Raw genomic sequence first — 20610 nt, 5'->3', positions numbered from 1 at the left:
GGCCGGCATGCCCACTTACGGATACAACAACCGCTTGCTCCACTGCCGGTCGGCATCGATTTCATAGCACCAGCGTTCATGCAGGCGGAACTGCGCGCCATACCAGAATTCGATCCGGCGCGGCACCACCCGCAACCCGCTCCAGCCCTCCGGCCGCGGCACGTCGCGGCCGGCGAAGCTGGCTTCGGCGCTGGCCACGCGCGCATCGAAGGCCTCGCGTGATTCCAGCGTGCGCGACTGCAGCGATGCCCACGCGCCGATCTGGCTCAGGCGCGGGCGCGAGGCGAAGTACGCATCGGCTTCGGCGTCGCTGACCTGCTCCACACCGCCCTCGATGCGCACCTGGACGCCGGCCTCGCGCAGGCTGCGCCACAGGAACAACAGCGCCGCGTGGGGATTGGCCTTCAGTTCCCGTCCCTTGTGGCTGTCCAGGTGCGTGTAGAACACAAAACCGCGTGCATCGAAGGCTTTGAGCAGCACCGTGCGCGCCGAGGGCAGGCCATTGGCCGTGGCGGTGGCCACGGTCATCGCATTGGGTTCGATTTCAGCGCTGCCCTTGGCTTCGTCGTACAGCACGGCGAAGGTGGAGAGCGCTTCAGCGTAGAGATCGGTCATGGTTGGTTTCTTGCGGCTCGGTTTGGGTTTATTGTCACCGCATGCCCGTTGCCGCGTACATGCCCCGGAACAAGGGATTTCCCGATGCACTGGTCGCGCAGGCGCTGGACGATGCGCTGGCCGTGACGGCCACGGTGCCAGTATTGGCGATCAGCGGCCTGCAGGGCAGCGGCAAATCGACGCTGGCCGCGCAGGTGGTGGCCCTGGCCCAGCGCCGTGGTCTGCGCGCGGCGGCATTGTCCATCGACGACTTTTACCTCACCCGCGCCCAGCGACAGCGCCTGGCGCGCCAGGTGCACCCGCTGCTGCTGACCCGTGGCCCACCCGGCACGCACGATCTGCCCCTGGCCCACGCCACGCTGGATGCAATTGCCGCGCAGCGCGCGGTTGCCTTGCCACGGTTCGACAAGCTGGCGGACGAACGCGTGCCCGAGACCGAATGGCCGCGACTACACGACGGGCTGGACGTGCTGGTGTTCGAAGGCTGGTTCCTGGGCACGCCGGCGCAGGCCGAGGCAGCGCTGGACACCCCACTCAATGCGCTCGAGCGCGAGGCCGACGCCGATGGCCGCTGGCGCCGCTGGTGCAACCAGGCCCTGGCCGAGCATTACCCGGCGCTGTGGCAGCGCTGCGACCGGTTGTGGTTCCTGCAGCCGCCGGATTTCGCCGTGGTGCCGCGCTGGCGCTGGCAGCAGGAGCAGAACCTGCAGGCCGCCCAGCCCGAGCGCAGCAGCATGAGCCGCGCCCAGCTGGAGCGGTTTGTGCAGTACTACGAACGGGTCAGCCGGCAGGCACTGCGCACGCTCCCGGCCCTGGCCGACCGCGTGGTGGTGCTGGACGAACAGCGCCGGGTCGTGCCGGCGCCGGGCTGAGGCCGCCCCCCGCCCGCTCAACCCACCAGGAAGGTCACGCGCAGATTGACCCGCCATTCGGTGATGTTGCCCTGGCCGTCGGTGATCACCTTGGTCTCGTTGATCCAGGCGCCCTGGATGCCCTTGACCGTTTCGGACACTTTCTTCAGGCCGCTGCGGACCGCGTCTTCGACGCTGGTGGGCGAGGATGCATTGATCTCGATGATTTTGGCCACTGACATGGGGCGTGCTCCAGGTGCGCGCGGGACATTCCGCACTGCCCACCATGGGGTCCCGCGCGTAAAGGCTGCGACACGGAGGTGTTAGCATTCCGGGTAATGAATCCCGCTCCGAACCTCATCCTGATTGGCCCGATGGGCGCCGGCAAAACCTGTATCGGCCGGCGGCTCGCCGAGCGCTTCACCCTGGACTTCGTGGACGCCGACCAGGCCATCGTGGACGCGGCCGGGGCCAGCATTCCGACGATCTTCGAGCATTCGGGGGAGGCCGGCTTCCGCCAGCATGAGCGGCAGGTGCTGCAGCAGCTGTTGGCTGGCGAGCGGCAGCTGATTTCCACCGGTGGCGGCGCGGTGCTCGATGCCGGCAACCGCCAGGCCATCGCCCAGCGCGGCTTCGTGGTCTACCTGCGGGTGAGCGTGCCGGCCCAGCTGGAGCGGCTGGCCCGCGACCGTGGACGGCCCCTGCTGCAGCGGCCCGACCGCGAGCAGGTCCTGCACGAGATGGCGACCGTGCGCGACCCGCTGTACCGCGGGCTGGCCGACCTTACCCTCGATACCGATCTGTACACGCCCAGCGAGGCTACCGCGCAGCTGGTGCTGCGTCTGGCCGCGCAATGGCAGCGACTGGAACCTTCCGCATGACCGCTCCCCCCCGCACCGTCGCCGTCGGCGGCGACACCCCCTACACCATCCACATCGGCCCCGGCCTGCTTGCGCAGGGCGAACTGCTGGCCCGCCACGTGCGCGGCCGCCACGTACTGCTGCTCAGCGATTCGTCGGTGGCCCCGCTGTACCTGGCCGGGGTCAAGCAGGCGCTGCTGGACGAGCGCCCCGACCTGGCCATCGGCGAACTGGTGCTGCCGGCCGGCGAAGCCTCCAAGACGTTGGCCAATTTCGGGGCGGCGATCACCGCCCTGGCCGCGCTGGGCGCCACCCGCGATGCGTGCGTGATGGCCCTGGGCGGCGGCGTGGCCGGCGACCTGGCCGGGTTTGCTGCCGCCTGCTGGATGCGTGGGGTGGACTGCGTGCAGCTGCCGACCTCGCTGCTGGCGATGGTCGATTCCTCGGTCGGCGGCAAGACCGCCGTGGACATTCCCGAAGGCAAGAACCTGGTGGGCGCGTTCCACCCGCCGCGCGCGGTGATCGCCGATACCGCCGTGCTGCGCACGCTGCCGCCGCGCGAACTGCGCGCCGGCCTGGCCGAAGTGATCAAGTACGGTGCGATCCGCGACCCGCTGTTCTTCCAGTGGCTGCAGGCCGAACACGCCGCCCTGCTGGCCGGCGACGACGCGGCGCTGGCCCAGGCCATCGCACGCAGCTGCGAACACAAGGCCGAGATCGTCGCGCGCGATCCGCTGGAGCGCGGCGAGCGTGCCCTGTTGAACCTGGGCCACACCTTCGGCCATGCCATCGAGACCGAACAGGGCTACGGTGCGCCGGGCAACGACAACCTCAACCATGGCGAAGCGGTGGCGGTGGGCATGGTGCTGGCCGCGCGGCTGTCGGCCCACCTGGGCATGAGCCACGACGACGACACCACCCGCCTGCGCGAACTGCTGCTGCGCTATGAACTGCCGGTCGCGATTCCAGCCGGGCTGGCCCCCGAAGCGCTGCTGGCCCGCATGCGGCTGGACAAGAAGAACGTGGCCGGGCGCCTGCGCCTGGTGCTCTGGCAAGGCATCGGCCGCGCCGAAGTGGTGGCCGACATCGACGAAGCCGACGTGCTGCGCGTGCTGCACACGGGCTGAGCTGCGACCGTTTGCCGCGCCCGCCCGGCGGGCCGGTGACGGCCGCGTTGCCGGTTCACGGCTACAATCGCCACCATGCGCGTCTTCCTGCAGCAACCTCCCGGCGGAACCGAACCGGCCCGCTACCTCCAGCTCACCCTGCAACCGGACCTGTTCGGTGGCTGGGAGCTGCTGCGCGAGTCGGGGCAGATTGGCGGGCGCGCCAAGCTGCACCGCCAGCTGTTCCCGGATGTGGGCCAGGCCCAGGCCGCGTTTGAGAAGGCGCGCGATACCGAGCTCAAGCGCGGTTACCAGATCACCTATACCAGCGGTGTGCCGCCGCGCTGAGCGGCCCGCCTTCACCTGGCCCTGCGCCACCGATTCCAAGGAAGCATCCCGTGACCAGCCCCTCCCGCCACGATCGCCTGCTGCGCGCCCTGCGCCGCGAACCGGTGGACTGCACCCCCGTCTGGCTGATGCGCCAGGCCGGCCGTTACCTGCCCGAGTACCGCGCCACCCGCGCCAAGGCCGGCAGCTTCCTGGCCATGGCCAAGAACCCGGACATCGCCTGCGAAGTGACCCTGCAACCGCTGCACCGTTTCGACCTGGATGCGGCAATCCTGTTCTCGGACATCCTCACCATTCCCGACGCGATGGGCCTGGAGCTGTACTTCGTCGAAGGCGAAGGTCCGAAGTTCCGCCACCCGGTCCGCGACACCGCCGCCATCGCCCGGCTGGCCGTGCCGGACATGGAAACCGAACTGCGCTACGTGATGGATGCCGTGCGCGTGATCCGCCGCGAACTGGACGGCCGCGTGCCGCTGATCGGCTTCTCCGGCAGCCCCTGGACGCTGGCCTGCTACATGGTCGAAGGCGGCGGCAGCAAGGATTTCGCGCGCATCAAGGCGATGGCGCTGAACGAACCGGCCGCGCTGCACCAGCTGCTGTCGGTGGTGACCGATGCGGTGATCGCCTACCTGGCCGCCCAGCGCGCGGCCGGCGCGCAGGTGCTGCAGGTATTCGATACCTGGGGCGGCGTGCTCAGCCCGGCCATGTACCGGGAATTCTCGCTGCGCTACCTGACCCGCATCGCGCGTGAGCTGGAGCGCGGCGATGGCGGGCAGCGCACCCCGCTGATCCTGTTCGGCAAGGGCACCGGCCTGCACCTGGCCGACCTGGCCGACACCGGCGCCGATGCGCTGGGCGTGGACTGGACCCTGGACCTGGCCGACGCAGTGGCGCGCACCGGCGGCCGCGTGGCGCTGCAGGGCAACCTGGACCCGACCACGCTGTATGGCAATCCGGAAGCAATTGAACGCGCCGCCGGGCAGGTGCTGGACAGTTACGCACGCGGCAATGGGGGTTCGCGCGAGGGCCATGTGTTCAACCTTGGCCATGGCATGTCGCCGGACATGAATCCCGAGCATGTGCAGGTGCTGGTTGAAGCGGTGCATTCCCTCAGCCGACGTTGATTGAACGTCCGGGTGTTGCGTTGGACACGCATGGCGTGTCCGCGCGGTGTCCATCACCGGCCATTGCCCTGCATCTGCGATCATGTGCACCTCGTTGATGAAGGGTGCACACGATGACGACCCCCAGCTACGCCTCGTTCCGGCCCCTGTTGTGGCTGGTGTCGCTGGCGATCTTCATGCAGATGCTGGATTCGACCATCGTCAACACCGCCCTGCCCGCCATGGCGCGCAGCCTGGGCGAGAGCCCGCTGCAGATGCAGTCGGTGGTGTTCAGTTATGCACTGGCCGTGGCGACCTTCATTCCCGCCTCCGGCTGGATCGCCGACCGCTTCGGCACCCGCCGCACCTTCCTTGCCGCGATCATCCTGTTCACCCTTGGATCGCTGGCCTGCGCGCTGGCGCAGACCCTGCACCAGCTGGTCGCCGCGCGCGTACTGCAGGGCGTGGGCGGTGCGATGCTGCTGCCGGTCGGGCGCCTGGCCGTGATGCGCTCGGTATCGCGCGAACAGTTTCTGCGCGCCATGAGTTTCATCGCCATTCCTGCCCTTGTGGGACCTCTCATTGGCCCCACGCTGGGCGGCTGGCTGGTAGAGGTGGCGTCCTGGCACTGGGTGTTCCTGATCAACCTGCCCATCGGCGTGATCGGCTATGCGGCCGCACTGAAGATCATGCCGGACCATTACGCCGAACACCGGACCCGCTTCGACATTGCCGGTTACCTGATGCTGGCCTTCGGCATGGTGGTGCTGTCGCTTGCACTGGACGGCATCTCCGGGATGGCCACCCCGCACGCGCTGGTGATGCTGATGACCGTGGCCGGCCTGGCCGCGCTGGTCGGCTACTGGCTGCACGCGGCCAACTCCACTGCGCCGCTGTTTTCATTGGCCCTGTTCCACGTCCCCAGCTACCGCATCGGCATTCTCGGCAACCTGTTCTCACGGATCGGCAGCAGCGCCATGCCGCTGCTGATTCCGCTGCTGCTGCAGGTCGGCATGGGCATGAGCCCGATGAACGCCGGGCTGTTGATGATTCCCGTCGCCGCCGCCGGCATGCTGTCCAAACGCTACGCGGTCAAACTGGTGGAGCGCTTCGGCTACCGTCGGGTGCTGATGGTCAACACCGTGCTGGTCGGGCTGACCATGGCCAGTTTCATCTTCATGGTGCCTGGCCAGCCGATGTGGTTGCGGGTGGTGCAGCTGGCCGTGTTTGGCGCGGTCAACTCGCTGCAGTTCACCGTGATGAACACCGTGACCCTGCGCGACCTGGACCGCGACTTCGCCAGCTCCGGCAACAGCCTGCTGTCGATGGTGATGATGCTCGCCACCGGCTTCGGCGCCGCCGCGGCCGGCAGCCTGTTGGCCGCGTTCGGCCACCTCGACGCACTGCACGGTGCCACTGCCGCCCTGCACGCCACGTTCGTGTGCGTGGGCGCGATCACGCTGACCTCCACCGTGATCTTCTGGCAGCTTCCCGACACCCGCCCCTCTCCACGCGATGTGGAGGAGGTCGCCGAATAGCCGCAGGCTATTCCGCGACCGGGCAGCAGCGGACCGTTGGTCCGATGACCTTGCGCCTGCGGCCGTTCGGAAGAATGAACGAAACCGGCTGTTTTACGCCCCGCCCCGCGCCCCCACCACCACCCGCGCAATCGCCTGCTCCAGCAGGTCGCCGGTCACCGGCTTGCGCAGGAACCCCTGGAAGCCCGCCTCGCGCACCTGTTGTTCAATGCCCGGATCGGTGCGCGCGGTCACCGCCAGCAACGGCATCGCATAGCCCTGGTTGCGCAGGTGGCCGGCCAGTTCCATGCCGCCCAGGCCAGGCAGGTCCAGGTCCAGCAGCACCACGTCGAAGGGTGTGTCGCTCACTTCGCGCAACGCCGCCAGCGCATGGCCAGCATGCACCACCTCGTGCCCGCGCGCGCTCAACAGGCCGATGATCACGCTGGCCACGGTCTCATCGTCTTCCACCAGCAGCAGGCGCAGCGGCGGCAAGGGTTGGCCCTCGGCAACACCGGCGCTGCCCACCGTGGCATCGGCCATCTGCAACGGCAACGGCAACGTCACGCTGAAGCGCGTACCCACGCCCAGTTGGCTTTCCACGCCGATCTGACCCTGCATGGCCAGCGCCAGCTCGCGGCAGATCGCCAGGCCCAGGCCGCTGCCGCCGTACTGCGCGGCGGTGCGCGCGCCATCGGCCTGCTCGAAGCGCCGGAACAGACGCTGTTGCTGGTCGCTGCTGATTCCCGGCCCAGTGTCGGACACCTCGAAGTACAGGCCGCGCCCAGGGGCCAGCGCGCGCACCTTCAGCCGCACTTCGCCGTGGCTGGTGAACTTGACGGCATTGCCCAGCAGGTTGAGCAGGATCTGGCGCACCCGCACCGCATCGCCGACGGTGCATAAACCGGCGGGCAGGTCGTTGTCGACCACGAAGCGCAACCCCTTCTGCTCGGCCAGCGCCGCCATCAGGGTGCAGGCATCGTCGATCACTCCCTGCAGCGCGAAGGTCTGCGCCTGCAGCTGCAGCCGCCCCGATTCGATCCGGGCAAGATCCAACGCGTCGTTCACAAGGTGTAGAAGATGTTCGCCGGCGTGACGGATCGATTCGGTGTAGCTGCGCTGCTGCGGAGTCAACGGCGAGCCCAGCAGCAGCTCGCTCATGCCCAGCACGCCGGTCATCGGCGTGCGTACCTCGTGACCCAGGTTGGCCAGGAAACGCGTCTTCGCGGCCGAAGCCTGTTCGGCCAGCTCCTGCTTGTGCAGGGCCAGCTGGTAGGCGTGGCGGCGCTGCACCCGGCGCCGGTACAACCAGGCGAACAGGCTCATGAGCAGCAGCGCGATCGAGGCCATCACCAGCAGCCCCGACAGGCTTCGCCACCACGGTGGCTGCACGCGGAATTCGAGCACCTGCACCCGCGACCAGACCAGGTCGGCCGAGCGCGCCTGCACTTCCAGCCGGTAGCGCCCGGGTGGCAGCCGCGAGAACACGCGCTCGCCGCCAGGCCCTACATCCACCCAGTCCGGGTCGTAGCCGGCCAGACGGTAGCGGTAGCTGTTGGACGACGAATCGGCGAAGGACAGCAGCCGTGCCACGATGCGCAGGTCGCGGTCGGCATCGGCGATCTCCAGTGGCACAAGATGGGTCAGGTCCAGCACCCGTTCACCGCGCCGCACCTCGACGCGCTCGATCACCAGCGGCGCACGCCGGGTTGCCGGCCGCACCTGGTCCGGATCGAACAGCACCACCCCGGCCGGGGTACCGCCGGCGATGTGATTGCTGGCCGTCCGCACCAGCGTGCCACGGCGGAACTCCTGGCTGGGCAGCCCATCGCGCACACCGTACTGGCGCACACTGCCCTGGTTGGCATCCACGCGGATCAAACCGCGCGAACTGGCGGCCCAGACGATGTCCTGCGCATCGACCACCAACGCGGTAGCCGACAGCTGCGGGTAGCCGACGGCCGCATCGATCTGCGCCTCAGGCTCCAACTGTTTTCCGTTCCACTTGTAACGGGTCAGTCGACCTTCCCCGGATACCCACACACTGCCATCGTTGGCCCGCGCCAGGGCGTGGATGCCGGACGCGGTGACGCCCGGCAGCGGCTCGAACCACTCACGCGCCGGCACCCACTGCAGCAGGCCTTGGCTGGTAGCCAGCCAAAGGTGGTCTTCGGGTCCACACAGCAGGTCCTGGACCAGCTGGCCGATGGCCAGCCCGGCTGCCCCCGGTGCGATCTGGTGGAGGACGCGCCCGTCCAGATCGCGCTGTTGCAGCCCACCGGAGGATCCGCTCCATATCCGGTTGTCATCGCACAGCACCAGCGATTCGACCGGGCCATCCATGACGGCATCGACAGCGGCGTCGCGGCCCCAGCGTTGCAGGGATCCGTCACCCGGCTGGTAGCGCAGCAGCGCCTCGTGAGAGCCGATCCAGACCTGGCCACGCGGGTCTTCCAGCACGGACTGCAGCCACTGTGCACCATCCACCCGGGTGCGGTGCTGTTCCACTTTGCCGGTGCCCGGGTCGAAGCGGTCCAACGCGCCATGCGTACCGACCGTCCACACCCCTCCATTGGCCGACACCGCCATGCCCAGCACATAACCATTGCGCAGCGAGGTCGGATCGTCCTCCAGCCGCGACAACACCGAGAATTGCCACCAGCGCGGCAACAGGTGCCAAAGCCCGCTGTTGGTGCTGGCCAGCCAGATGCCGCCTTCGCGGTCTTCGTGGGCGCCGGTCCAGTTGGGGCGGACCTGGCCGCGCGCCACCGCACTGTACAGCGGCACCTGCTGGAACCGGCCCTTGTAGACCCGGCCCAGCCCGGAACGGGTGTCGAGCCAGTATCCATCCTGTTCGTCGCGCAGCATCATGCCCAGCACCTGGTCGCCGGCATCCACCTGCCACGGTGCCGGTTCGAAGCGGCCGTCGGCGCGGCGTACCACCGTACCGGCGTTGGTGCTGATCCACAGGCTGCCATCGAGTTCGGCGGTGAGCCCGTTGATCAACGAGGTGGGCAGCTTGGCGGCTGGCACCCGCTCGAAGTCGCGCCCGGTCCAACGCGCCAGCCCCGCCGTGGTGCCTACCCAAAGGCTGCCGTCGGGGGTGGTCGCCATGTGCGTTACCGACGCCGCAGGCAGGCTGCGCCGATTGCCCGGCTCAGGCATGAAGCGGGTGATCACGCCGTTGCGGTCAAGCCGGTGCAGGCCGCCTTCGTACGTGCCGAACCAGAGTGCCCCGTCACCGGTGGAGGCCAGGCTCCAGATCGTGTTGCTGCCGATCACCGGGTAGCTGGCGCGATCGAAGAAACGCAGCTCGCGACGGTCGGCGGACATCATCGCCAGGCCGGCGTTCTCGGTACCGATCCACAGCTGGTTGCGCGCATCCACATGCACGCTCCACACCAGGTTGTCGCGCAGGCCATCTTCGGCACGCCAGACCCGGTAGTTGCGGCCATCGAAGCGTGCAAGGCCATCGTTGGTCGCCAGCCACAGGTAACCGTACCCGTCTTCGGCCATGCGGTTGACCGTGTTGGACGGCAGACCGTCGAACACGGTCAGCTGGCGCGGCGTGGGCGGGACGGGTTGCGCCACCGCCAGCGACGGCCACATGCACAGCATCCCGAACAGGAGCAGCCAACGCGTAGGCAACACCAATGGATCTCCTGGAGCGGGTCGGGGTCGTCCTGCGAAGGGCTGACCGGGCAGGACCTGTCGTAAAAAGCCCAAGTCGCGGGGTAGATGGTAAACGGTTCGCTTGATCTGGACGAACCATCAGCCCGCGCCTGCCTGCTGCAACGCCTGACGCAAGGCCGCAGCCGTGACAGGTTTGTACAGCAGGCCAGCGCCGCCCGCGGCACCGACCTGGCCCGCCAGGCCAGTTGCCCGCCGCCGGCTCATCGCCAGCACCGGCATGTCCACGTCCTGCACCTGCAGCATGCCGAGCAGGGTCAGACCGTCGATGCCGGGCAGGTCCAGCTCCACCAGTACCAGGTCGAACCGGCCTGCCGCCAGCTCGGTCAAGGCCGCCAGTGCGTGTGGCGCATGCACTGCCTCCCAGCCCTGTGCGACCAGCAGTTCGCAACCGGCGATGGCTGCCTGCGGGTCATCATCCACCAGCAGTACCCGCCGGCCGGACCGGGACGCCACGGCCGGCATCGGCACACTCGCCTGCACGCACCACTGCGGGCCCGCTCCGGCATGCACGCTCAGCGTGCCACCGAGCGCCCCCGCCAGGCGCTCGGCGGGGGTCAGCGCCACGCGCAGCGATGCCAACGACGGCGTCGGCACGGCCGTACCTGCGCCCCGCCCCGGCCGGTACGCAGCACGCCCGCTGGCGTTGAACGCCAGCAGCAGTCCCTCGCGCCCGGGCCGCCACGCCACCTGCAGCACGACGCGCCCGGCGCCGGTGTGCCGGCCCAGAACGCGCGCCACCGCGTCGAGTAGTTGACCGAGCCTTCGGGAATCGCCATGCGCGTGCGCGCCGTCTGCCACCTGCAGGCACAGGGCCAGCGCGGTGCCCCGACAGCACGACGCCAGTACCTGGCGGGCCAGCCACTGGCGGTGGACGCCCACTACATCGAAGACGGCCGCCTGCAGGGGCGCGCAACCGGCCTCCAGCCGGGCCTCGTCCAACGCCTGGTTGACCCGCTCCAGCAGCATGTGGCCGCCCTGCAGAATCCGCTCCAGCTGCTGCCGCTGGGCAGCATGCAGGTGCGATGACAGGAGCAGCTCGCTCATGCCCAGTACGCCGGTCAGCGGTGTGCGCACTTCATGGCCAAGCGTTGCCAGGTAGTGCGCCTTGGCCTGGGCCGAGCGCAGCGCCAGCGAGAGCCCCTGCGCCGATGCCTGCGCCCGCCGTACGCGCGCCACGCGGCGTACCGCCGCCCAGGCACCGCCGCCCACCAGCAGCGCACCGGCGGTAACCCGCACCCCTACCAGCGCCGGGTGATGCCAACCGCTGCGCTCGACCTGCAGCAGCAGCGCCCGGGTCGACGACCAGCTGCCATCGGCCAATCGCGCCTGGAACTCCAGGCGGTGCTCGCCGGGCGGCAGGCTCGGGAAGCCGCGGGTGCCACGGCGGCCCACGCGGATCCATTCGCGATCCAGCCCGCACAGTCGGAACCGGTACTGCTGGCGCGCCTGCGCCGCTGCCCCCAACAGGCGGACGCTGACCTGGATGTCCCGATCCTCCGGCCGCAACCGAAGCACCGCCTTGGAAGGGAGCACCTGCAACATGCCATCACGATGCAGCTGCACCCGCTCCACCACCAGCGCGGGTTCGCCCCGGCAGGCTGCCAGGCCAGCCGGGGCGAACCGCACTCCCCGGCCCTGTCCGTCCACGGCCAGCATCGTCGATCCCTCGGCCTGCAGCTGCGCGTTGATGACGGCCTCCGGCACGCCATCGCTGCGCGTGTACAACCGAACCTGGCCTTCGCGGATGCGAAGGCGCAGCAGGCCCCGCGCGCTGCTGGCCCACAGGGCGCCGTGCGCGTCGCTGGCCAATGACGCCAGCCGTAACGAGGGCAAACCCTGCCGCGCGTCGATCTGCACGCCCGGCCGCGCCACGCCGTCCAGGATCAGGTAGCGGCGCACCCTGCCCGGGCTGGCCACCCATAGCGCACCGTCCCCCGCCAGATGCAGCGCGCTGACTTCGCCTTCCACGCCCGTGACCGGGTGGAAGCGGCCGTCCGCCCATCGCGTCAGCCCATGCCGCCCCCCCCACCACATCCCATTGGCCGCATCGCAATGCAGCGCCAGGGGACCGCTCGGACGGGGCTGGTCGAGCGCGTCCCAGCGCCAACGCTGCATACCCGCGCCACCGACCGGTTGCCGTTCGATCGCCTGTGCATCCAGCCGCCAGCGGCTGCCGTCGGCGCACGCCAGCCAGTGCGCTGGCGCATGCGGTTCCAGATGGACGCCGCTCATCGCCGGCAACGCACGCGGCGCATCGTCAAGCGGAATGAAGTGCTGCCAGTGCGGCGGCAGGCGCCATACCCCCAGATGCCTGCCCAGCAACCACACGCTCCCGTGGCGGTCCTCCAGCGCCATGCGGAACTGCGGCATATCGGCGCTGCCCAACGGCGCGACACTCACACCAGGCAGGCGCGGGGATCCGTTCTTCCAGACCTGCGCGTTCTCACCCAGCCATGGACCACCGCTGCGCGAGGCGCCCAGCGCACGCGTTCCTACCGAAGCATCCACCGGTTCCAGCTGGCCTGCGTCCGTCGAACGCCACGGCCCTGCTGCGCCTCCTACCCACAAGCGACGGTCGGCATCGACCAGCAACGAGGTGACCGGTGCACCGGCCAGCATCGATGGCGCTGCCATGAAGCGGCCGTTCCGCCAGCGCACCAGTCCACGCGGGGTTCCCACCCACAGCGTGCCATCGGCGGTCACTGCCAGGTGGTCGACGCGACGGGCCGGCACGCCGTCGCCGTTCGCGGTGGGCAGGTACTGGCGCAGCCGATGCTGCGGCCCGAGCCGGAACAGGCCCGCATCGCGCGTACCGAACCACACGGCACCATCCGGCGTCGGCAGCACGACGCTGATCGCCGCGCCCGCCAACGGCGGAAAGCGCGTGCTGTCGAAGCGGTCGATGTGGGTGCGATCGGCTGACATGCGCATGAGCTGCCCCTGCGCCGTACCGATCCACAAGCGGTCATCCGCGTCCGTAGCCATGGCCAGCAGCTGGTTGTCGGCCAGGCCCTGCTCCATCCGCCAGATCCGGAAGCGCTGGCCATCGAACCGGGCCAGGCCATCGTCCGTAGCAAACCACAGGTAGCCGTCGCGATCCTCAACCACCTGGTGCACGGCATTGGACGGCAGGCCGTCGGCGGTGGTGAAGCGCAACGCATTGGGCGGGGCGGCCTGCACCGCTGCGGCAAGCAGCAGCAATGGCAGCAGACCGCAAAGCTGCCGGAAGCGCGACCGCAGGGCGCCGGTCATGCGCCTGCCACGGCCGCAGCCAACCGTGCCCCGGTAAGCGGCAGGCGCACAAACACGTCGAAACCACCGGCCCGCGCGTCGCGCTCGGCATTGGCGTCCGCGCGCGTGGTCAGCGCCATGCGCCGAACCCCCGGCCACAACCAGGGCAGGCGTGCACTCAGGCGCCCGCCGGCCACCAGCATGTCCGGGTCCGCCGCAATCAGGTCCCAGGGCCCCGGGTCGACATCGCGTACCCAGGCCTGCGCATCACCCACGCCCACCGCCCGGTGGCCCTGCGCACGCAGCAGCGCACAGACCACTTCCACCGCCTCGACCTCGGCGGCAGGCAACATCACCATCACCCGCAGCGAACGCGCCATTGCCGCCCGCGCGTCGACGGCCACGGCCGCAAGCGGCGCCACTGGCACCGCACCGGCAGCAAGCGCGTGCCAGGGCAACGTCAACTGGAACTGGGTTCCACGCCCGCGCTGGCTGTCGACGGCCAGGGTACCGCCCATCGCCTGCGCCAACTCCCGGCTGATGGCCAGGCCCAACCCGCTTCCGCCGTGGCGAGCCGCAGTGTCTGCGCCATCGGCCTGGCTGAAGCGCTGGAACAGCCGCTGGAGTTGCGCAGCGCTCATGCCCGGTCCGGTATCGGCGACGCACAGCAACAACCCGCGTTCATCCGGGCCGGTACGCGCGCTCAGGCTGACCTGCCCGTGCGCGGTGAACTTCAATGCGTTGCCCAGCAGGTTCAGCAGAATCTGGCGCAGACGCTGCACGTCGCCGTGGAAGCAGGTACCCGGTGCGAACGTACTGGTCCAGTGCAATGCCAATGCCTTGCGCCGTGCCACCGGCAGCAACAGCGCATGCAGCTCACGCATCACCTCCGCCAGCACGAACGGCGCGGGCTGCAGTTGCAGGCGGCCGGATTCTATACCGGCCAGGTCCAACGCATCGTCCATCAACTGCAGCAGGTGATGCCCGGCCTGCTGCAGGCTGCCGACCTGCTCGCGCTGCACCGGCGATAGCGGCGACTGCAGCAACAGTTCGCTCCAGCCGAGTACCGGGGTCAGCGGCGCACGCACCTGGCGGCCCAGCTCTGCCAGGAAGCGGCTGCGCTGCATCGAGTCCTGTTCGGCACGATGGCGACGCGCACGCGCCTGGCGCCGGCAGGCGCGACGCCGCTTCCGGCGGTGATACAGGCGCGCCATCCCCACGACCGCCACGCACAGTGCGGCAACAACTGCCGTTCGTCCCGTTCCGGTTTCCCACCATCGGGGCACTACCCGCAGCGGCAGCTGGCGTACCGCCGACCACGCCCCGCCGGCATGCCGTGCCTGCACCAGCAGGGTGTGTTCACCCGCAGGCAGGCGCGTGAACAGGCGTTGTGCCACCGGACCGGTGTCGACCCATGCCGGGTCCTGACCCAGCAAGCGGAAGCGGTACTGGATGCGATCAGGATCGCCGCGACCGAGCAGGCTCACCGCGACCCGCACATTGCGATCGGCTGTTCGCAGGACCACCGGCGATGCCGTCAACGGCACCTGGATGACGCGACCCTGACGGCGACGACTCATTGCGTCGAACACCAGCACCGGCACGGCGCCCGGCGTCCGCACCATACGGGGGTCGAAGGCCAGCAACCCACCTTCACGCACGCCGGCCAGCAGCGCGCCCGAGCCCAGCCGGAGCAGCCGCTGCGACAATACCTCCTGCACCGGCAAGCCGTGCGCGGTACCCAGCACGTCAACGCCGCCCGAGCGCGGATCCACCCGCACCAGCCCGCGCGCAGCGCCCGCCCAGGCCACGCCATCGGCACCCACCACGAGCGCGTCGGCGCGCAGCTGCGGGTAGCCCTGGCCACCGGCCACGCGGCGCAGACGATGCAGACGACCCTGCACCCGGCGGTAATGTTCCAGTGCCGCCGGGCGGCTGACCCACAACGTGCCATCGTCGGCTTCGGCGATAGCCGATACGGCGCCTTCGCCATCGCCCGGGATCCGCTCGAAGCGCTCGCGTGCCGCCGACCAGCGCATCAGGCCCAGCGGATCGGTGGCCCAAACCTCGCCATCGCGCGTGCACAGCAGTTGCCGCACCGGCACATCCGGTGCCAGGCCCACCGCCTGCGGAGCAGCGCTTCGCAGCCGCTCCCCTGTCGTCGACCACCGTTGGATCGCCTGCGGGTGCGCCAGCCAGACCTGCCCGCGACCACATGCCTGCAGGGTGATCGCGCCCTGGTCGGTGCCCAGGCCCAGTGCCCATTCGCGCCGGCTGCGTCGCCGGGGGTCATAGCGCAACAACCGGTCGGCGCTGGCTACCCAGACCCGTCCACCCGCATCCTCAGCCAGGCCCACCGGCAGCGAGGTAACGCCAGCGTGTGGATACCCGATCACGTCACGACCGCGCCCGTTGCGCAGATCCAGGTACTGCAGCCGCCCCTGGCTGCCGGCAACCCACGCGTGGTGCTGGCCCGAGGCCGCCAACGCCAGCGCGTAATGACTCCCGATACCCGGCGCGCGGTCCGTGCTGGCAGGCAACGCCGTGAACTGCCGCCAGCGCGCCGACAGCCACCACACGCCGTGGTGTTCACTTACCCACCACAGGTCGCCGTTGCGGTCCTCCAGCGCCTGCCGGATCACCACCGGCCCAGGCGTGGCGCCTGGCGGCAGCGGCAAGGTCAATGGCAGTACCTGTCCTGATTCGCGCCGCAGCAACCGGGCGCCCTGCTGCTGCCAGAGCGTGCCATCGGCGCTGCGCAGCACGCTGCGCGCACCAACCGCCCGCGCGCGCTGCGCAGCATCAAGTGCCCAGGTACCACGCGCCGAGGTGATTTCAACGCCACCGTGCGGATCGGCCCAAAGCGTCTGGATCGGCGCGGCCGAGGGTGCCGGCAGGGCCACACGGGCGAAGTGCGTGCCATTCCAATGCCACAGCGAGGAGGACTGGGCGACCCACAGCGCACCTGCGCGGTCGCGGATCAGTGCCGTTACCGCATCGTCCCCCAACGGATGTCGCTGCCAGCCCGGGTCGCGTGGCGCCAGCCCATACAGCTGCTGGTCGCTGCCGATGGCCCAGACCCGACCGTCGCCACTGCTGCGTACCTGGCGCAGGTGACCTTGGCGCAAGGCCGGCGGTGCCGACGCGGGGAGCCGCTGGAAGGCGCTGCGATCGGCCCCCATCATGATCAACCCTTCGGTGGCCGTACCCAACCACAGACGGTCACGCGCATCCACATGCAACGCGCGCAGATCCACGTCAGGCAAGCCTTCCTCGCGCCGCCACAACCGGTAGCGCTGCCCATCGAATCGCATCAGGCCATCGCTGCCCGCCAGCCACAGATAGCCGGATGCATCTTCAGCGATATCGCGCACATGAGGGTCATGCAGACCGTCAGCCATGCCCAGCAGGCGTGGCAATGGCAGCTGTACGACGCCCGCACGGCTCACCGCCGGCCACATGAGCAACAGGGCCAGCAACAACGCTACGGTTTGCCCGTGCAGGGCTCCTCGCGGAGGCGTCACCGTCTACCGCAACGTTTTCGTTCTCATTCCTGCCACGGTAAAACCATCGCATCCTCGACGCATCCCGATACCTGTAAGAACGTCACAGAGCTGCGAATCAAGTTATGAATTGACTTTGGCATTTTCTGATGCCCAGCCTATGGAGAAACCGGCGTTTCAGCCTGGCCGCAGCGCGCGATACGCGCCTGCGCAATCGCCGCCACCAGCAGGTCGCCCGTGACCGGCTTGCGCAGGAAGCCATCGAAGCCCGCCGCCAACACCTGCTGCTCGGCGTAAGCGTCCGAGCGCGCGGTCACGGCGATCAGCGGCAGCGCATACCCCATGGCGCGCAGTTGCCCGGCAATGGCGATGCCATCGAGCGCGGGCAGATCGAGGTCAAGCAGGCCGATGTCGAACCGCCCGGTGGCCACTTCCGACAGCGCCGCCAGTCCGTGCAGGGCGTGCACCACCGTGTGTCCGCGGGCCCGCAGCAGGCCGGCGATCACCTCGGCCACGGTCACATCGTCCTCCACCAGCAGTATCCGCAGCGGCGGCAAGGCGATCGGTACACCCTGCAGCGGCGCGTTCGGCGCGGGTCCCTGCCGAGCGCTCCAGGGCAGCGGCAGGTGCACAGTGAACCGGGCGCCCTGGCCGGGTTGGCTGTCGATGACGATGCGCCCGCCCATGGCCACGGCAAGCTCCTGGCAGATCGCCAGGCCAAGGCCGCTGCCACCGTAACGGGACGCGGTACGCGGACCGTCGGCCTGTTCAAAGCGATGGAACAGGCGTTGCTGCTGGTCCTCGTTGATGCCTGGCCCGGTATCGGTGACCTCAAGGACGATGCCACTGCCATCCTCCACCAGATCGATGCCCAATCCGACATGACCCTGCTCGGTGAACTTGATCGCGTTGCCCAGCAGGTTCATCAGGATCTGGCGCACGCGCATCTCATCGCCACTGACCTGCACCGTGCCCGGCAGGTTGAAGCTGCGCTCGAACGCCAGCCCGCGATGGTGAGCCATCGGTTCCATCAGGGTTTCGACCTGGACCAGCATCGACATCAGGTCGAACGACCGGATGTCCAGCTCCAGCCGGCCCGCTTCAATCCGGGCCAGGTCCAGCGCGTCATTGACCAACCGCAGCAGGTGGGTGCCGGCATGCTGGATGGACGCGGCGTAGCCACGCTGCAGCTCGTCCAGCGGCGTGGCCAGAAGCAGTTCGCTCATGCCCAGGACGCCGGTCATCGGGGTGCGGACTTCATGGCCCAGGGTAGCCAGGAATCGGCTCTTGGCCTGTGAGGCCTGTTCGGCGATCTGCTGCTTGTGCACGGTCAGCTGCCACTGCTGGCGGCGGCGCAGCCGCGCGCGGGCGAAGGCCGCTACCGCTGCCACCAGCAGCAGCCACAGCATTACATAGCCCAGGATGGCCCAACTGCTGCGCCACCACGGCGGCTGTACCTGCACGCTGATCGTGCGCGAGGGCGTCCACTCGCCATGCGGCGTCGCCGCCTGCACGTCGATGGCGTACTGACCCGATGGCAGGCGCGACAACTGGCGTTCGCCATCGGCGTTCTGCATCACCCAGTTCTGGTCGTAGCCGGACACCCGGTAGCGGTAGCGGTTGCCCATGGGACTGGCATAGGACAGCAGCCGCGCCGAAATGATCAGATCGCGGTCGTCCGGGCCCAGGAGCAGCGGCGCGTCGACCGGCAACGATTGCTGGCCTTCGGCGTCGTCGCGGCGCACCTGGATGTTGTCGATGACCAGCTGCGACGGCGGCAGCGCCGCGTCAGGTGCATTGGGGTCGAAGCCCACCAGCCCGGTGGCGGTGACCGCCAGCACCCGGCCATCAGCGCCTGCCACTGGCGGGCGTCCACTGAATTCCATGTCCGGCAGGCCATCGCGCTCGCCGTATACCCGCAGGCGGCCTTCGCGCGAATGCCAGCACACCAGACCCCGCGGTGTGGTCGCCCAGACCTGGCCGTCGCGTCCCAGCACGATGCCGCCCATCGATACCGGTGGCACGCCCTGCGCGGAACCGACGCGCTCGCGCAGGGTCATGCTCAACCCGTCCCATCGGTAGCGCTCCAGGCTGCCCTTGCGCGCCATCCATACCTCGTCCGGGCTGAGCCAGGCCATGTCGTACAGGTTGCCGGGGGCAATGCCCGGGATCCGTTCAAACCGGTTCTCCTGCCAGCGCAGCAGCCCCATGTCGCCCATGTCGCCCATGATCCACAACTGGCCGCGCGGGTCGAACACCATCTGTTCCACCGGCACGTCGGGCAGGCCGCGGCCGTCGCCGATGCGGATGTCGTCGAGCAGGCCGCCCTGCGCGTCGCGTCGCTGCACGCCATGGTTCATGATCGACAGCCACAGCTCGCCATTGGGTGACTCTCGCATCAGGTCGATGCGTTGGCGCACGTCGGCGCCGCCACCGATCTTCCACTCGCGCAGTTGCCCGGTCACCGGCTGGAACAACCCCAGCCTGCCGGCGCGACCGAGCCAGAGCGCGCCATCGGCGCGTGGCAACACCGACCAGACCGCGCCTACGCCAATCTGCTTTTCAGTGGCGATCTGGCGCAGGCGTCCGCCGGCATCCAGCTGGTACACACCGTGCGCACCGGCCACGTAGTAGTCGTTGCCTGCTGCGGCCACCCCAAGCAGGTACACGCTGTCCAATGGCTTGCCATCGAGCTGGTACCAGGTGGAGAAGCGCTGCCAGTCCGGTGGAAGGTACGCCAATCCCTGGGTCAGCAAGGCTACCCACAGGCCGCCTTCATGGTCCTGCAGCATGTCCAGCACACCGCTGCGCTCGGTCAGGAAACCGCTGCCGGCATCGCCGGCCAGCAGGCGCAGGCGCTGCTCGTCGCCGCGGTACAGGCCGTCGGCCGTGCCCAGCCAGTACCCGCCGTTGCGGTCGTGCACGACCGAGGCGGCGCGCACATCGGCGCCCAGCGTCCACGGGGCCGGGCGCGCACTGTCATCAGCGCCGATCCGGAACAGACCGCCCTCGGTACCGGCCCATACGGTGCCATCCGGGTCGCGGGTCAGCCGGAACACGCTTTTCCCACCCAGTACCGACGGGGCGATACGGGTGAAGCCGCGCCCATCCCAGCGCGCCACGCCACTGCCAGTGCCTACCCATACACGTCCCTGTGCATCGGACAGCAGGCTGTAGATGGTGTCGTCGGGCAGCGCGGCGGGATCCGCGGCATCGGCCTGGTAGCGGACCAGCGTGCCGTCCTCCTCCCGCCGGCAGATGCCATGGCGATTGGTGCCTATCCACAGCGCCTTGCCCGCGTACGCCAGGGACCAGAACTGCCCCTCACAGCGCTCGCTGAGGTCCGGGAACCGCTCGAAGCGCTCGCGACCAGGCCCCAGCATGCTCAAGCCGACCCCGTTGCTGCCGACCCAGACCCGGTCAAGCGGGTCGATCAGCAGCGTTTCGATCTCGTTGCCGGGAAGCGAGCCGGGGTCGTCGGGTTCATTGCGCCAGACCCGCAGGCCCACGCCATCGACGCGGGCCAGGCCGTCGTCGGTGGCCGCCCAGATGTAACCCTGCCGATCCTGCGCCAACGCCAGCACCATGCGTGAAGGCATGCCTTCGGCCGCGCCCAGGCGGCGCATGCGCGGTGTTTCTGCCGATGTCCCTGCGGCCCACAACGTCGATGACACCGAATACAGCGCCAGTGCCAGCAGCACGATGCCTGCCCGCCAACCGCGCGTGCTCAACGCCATCGAGTTCTCCCTGTAGGCGACGATTGTCACACAGCGCGCTGCACAA

13 protein-coding genes are annotated in these 20610 nt (G+C 69.2%); 7 read left to right on the top strand and 6 right to left on the bottom strand.

Annotated elements, in window-relative coordinates; translation table 11 throughout:
• Positions 1-15: 15 nt before the first annotated feature.
• Complete coding sequence (gene pdxH, locus WIX41_RS13950; protein ID WP_409187398.1) at positions 16-615, bottom strand: pyridoxamine 5'-phosphate oxidase; 600 nt, start codon at positions 613-615, stop codon at positions 16-18.
• Positions 616-656: 41 nt separating this feature from the next.
• On the opposite strand from pdxH, the gene WIX41_RS13945 reads away from it, so the two are divergent.
• Complete coding sequence (locus WIX41_RS13945; RefSeq protein WP_409187397.1) at positions 657-1487, top strand: kinase; 831 nt, start codon at positions 657-659, stop codon at positions 1485-1487.
• A gap of 17 nt (positions 1488-1504) precedes the next feature.
• Here WIX41_RS13945 and WIX41_RS13940 read toward each other — a convergent pair whose 3' ends face one another.
• Complete coding sequence (locus WIX41_RS13940) at positions 1505-1708, bottom strand: dodecin family protein (RefSeq protein WP_339448473.1); 204 nt, start codon at positions 1706-1708, stop codon at positions 1505-1507.
• A 96-nt stretch (positions 1709-1804) separates the two neighbouring features.
• On the opposite strand from WIX41_RS13940, the gene WIX41_RS13935 reads away from it, so the two are divergent.
• The 5 genes from WIX41_RS13935 to mdtD all read left to right on the top strand — a co-directional run bounded on the left by WIX41_RS13935 (position 1805) and on the right by mdtD (position 6421).
• Complete coding sequence (locus WIX41_RS13935) at positions 1805-2347, top strand: shikimate kinase (RefSeq protein WP_339448471.1); 543 nt, start codon at positions 1805-1807, stop codon at positions 2345-2347.
• A complete protein-coding gene (gene aroB, locus WIX41_RS13930; RefSeq protein WP_339448469.1) occupies positions 2344-3453 on the top strand; it encodes a 3-dehydroquinate synthase in 1110 nt (369 codons plus the stop codon). Before WIX41_RS13935 ends, aroB begins: the two co-directional genes overlap by 4 nt.
• A gap of 75 nt (positions 3454-3528) precedes the next feature.
• A complete protein-coding gene (locus WIX41_RS13925; protein WP_339448467.1) occupies positions 3529-3780 on the top strand; it encodes a WGR domain-containing protein in 252 nt (83 codons plus the stop codon).
• A 50-nt stretch (positions 3781-3830) separates the two neighbouring features.
• Entirely contained in the window at positions 3831-4904 is a 1074-nt protein-coding gene (gene hemE, locus WIX41_RS13920; protein ID WP_339448465.1) for a uroporphyrinogen decarboxylase, read from the top strand.
• A 113-nt stretch (positions 4905-5017) separates the two neighbouring features.
• Positions 5018-6421, top strand: coding sequence for a multidrug transporter subunit MdtD (gene mdtD / locus WIX41_RS13915; protein ID WP_339448463.1), 1404 nt, complete (start codon positions 5018-5020; stop codon positions 6419-6421).
• A 93-nt stretch (positions 6422-6514) separates the two neighbouring features.
• On the opposite strand, the gene WIX41_RS13910 is transcribed toward mdtD, so the two are convergent.
• The 4 genes from WIX41_RS13910 to WIX41_RS13895 all read right to left on the bottom strand — a co-directional run bounded on the left by WIX41_RS13910 (position 6515) and on the right by WIX41_RS13895 (position 20453).
• Positions 6515-10018: a hybrid sensor histidine kinase/response regulator gene (locus WIX41_RS13910; RefSeq protein ID WP_409187509.1), complete on the bottom strand. Its 3504-nt coding sequence runs from the start codon at positions 10016-10018 to the stop codon at positions 6515-6517.
• Between the two features lie 153 nt (positions 10019-10171).
• The gene (locus WIX41_RS13905; protein WP_339448459.1) at positions 10172-13345 is read right to left on the bottom strand and encodes a two-component regulator propeller domain-containing protein; all 3174 of its coding nucleotides are present in this window, start codon (positions 13343-13345) and stop codon (positions 10172-10174) included.
• Complete coding sequence (locus WIX41_RS13900; RefSeq protein ID WP_339448457.1) at positions 13342-16773, bottom strand: sensor histidine kinase; 3432 nt, start codon at positions 16771-16773, stop codon at positions 13342-13344. The genes WIX41_RS13905 and WIX41_RS13900 overlap by 4 nt, the downstream gene beginning before the upstream one ends.
• A 212-nt stretch (positions 16774-16985) precedes the next feature.
• A complete protein-coding gene (locus WIX41_RS13895) occupies positions 16986-20453 on the bottom strand; it encodes a hybrid sensor histidine kinase/response regulator (protein WP_339448455.1) in 3468 nt (1155 codons plus the stop codon).
• Here WIX41_RS13895 and WIX41_RS13890 point away from each other — a divergent pair.
• Positions 20452-20580: a hypothetical protein gene (locus tag WIX41_RS13890; RefSeq protein WP_339448453.1), complete on the top strand. Its 129-nt coding sequence runs from the start codon at positions 20452-20454 to the stop codon at positions 20578-20580. The genes WIX41_RS13895 and WIX41_RS13890 overlap by 2 nt on opposite strands.
• Positions 20581-20610: the final 30 nt, after the last annotated feature.

Source organism: Stenotrophomonas sp. AB1(2024), assembly GCF_037482345.1.
Taxonomy (GTDB): domain Bacteria; phylum Pseudomonadota; class Gammaproteobacteria; order Xanthomonadales; family Xanthomonadaceae; genus Stenotrophomonas.
This window is presented reverse-complemented; position numbering and strand designations above follow the sequence as displayed.

What these genes read in the sequence shown, in the direction of transcription:
- WIX41_RS13910 (WP_409187509.1), bottom strand. Translation starts at nt 10,018, where the DNA reads ATGCTGTGCATGTGGCCGTCGCTGGCGGTGGCGCAACCCGTCCCGCCC.
- WIX41_RS13925 (WP_339448467.1), top strand. Translation starts at nt 3,529, where the DNA reads ATGCGCGTCTTCCTGCAGCAACCTCCCGGCGGAACCGAACCGGCCCGC.
- WIX41_RS13935 (WP_339448471.1), top strand. Translation starts at nt 1,805, where the DNA reads ATGAATCCCGCTCCGAACCTCATCCTGATTGGCCCGATGGGCGCCGGC.
- WIX41_RS13890 (WP_339448453.1), top strand. Translation starts at nt 20,452, where the DNA reads ATGCGCGGTGTTTCTGCCGATGTCCCTGCGGCCCACAACGTCGATGAC.
- mdtD (WP_339448463.1), top strand. Translation starts at nt 5,018, where the DNA reads ATGACGACCCCCAGCTACGCCTCGTTCCGGCCCCTGTTGTGGCTGGTG.
- pdxH (WP_409187398.1), bottom strand. Translation starts at nt 615, where the DNA reads ATGACCGATCTCTACGCTGAAGCGCTCTCCACCTTCGCCGTGCTGTAC.
- WIX41_RS13945 (WP_409187397.1), top strand. Translation starts at nt 657, where the DNA reads ATGCCCGTTGCCGCGTACATGCCCCGGAACAAGGGATTTCCCGATGCA.
- WIX41_RS13905 (WP_339448459.1), bottom strand. Translation starts at nt 13,345, where the DNA reads ATGACCGGCGCCCTGCGGTCGCGCTTCCGGCAGCTTTGCGGTCTGCTG.
- aroB (WP_339448469.1), top strand. Translation starts at nt 2,344, where the DNA reads ATGACCGCTCCCCCCCGCACCGTCGCCGTCGGCGGCGACACCCCCTAC.
- WIX41_RS13940 (WP_339448473.1), bottom strand. Translation starts at nt 1,708, where the DNA reads ATGTCAGTGGCCAAAATCATCGAGATCAATGCATCCTCGCCCACCAGC.
- WIX41_RS13895 (WP_339448455.1), bottom strand. Translation starts at nt 20,453, where the DNA reads ATGCGCCGCCTGGGCGCGGCCGAAGGCATGCCTTCACGCATGGTGCTG.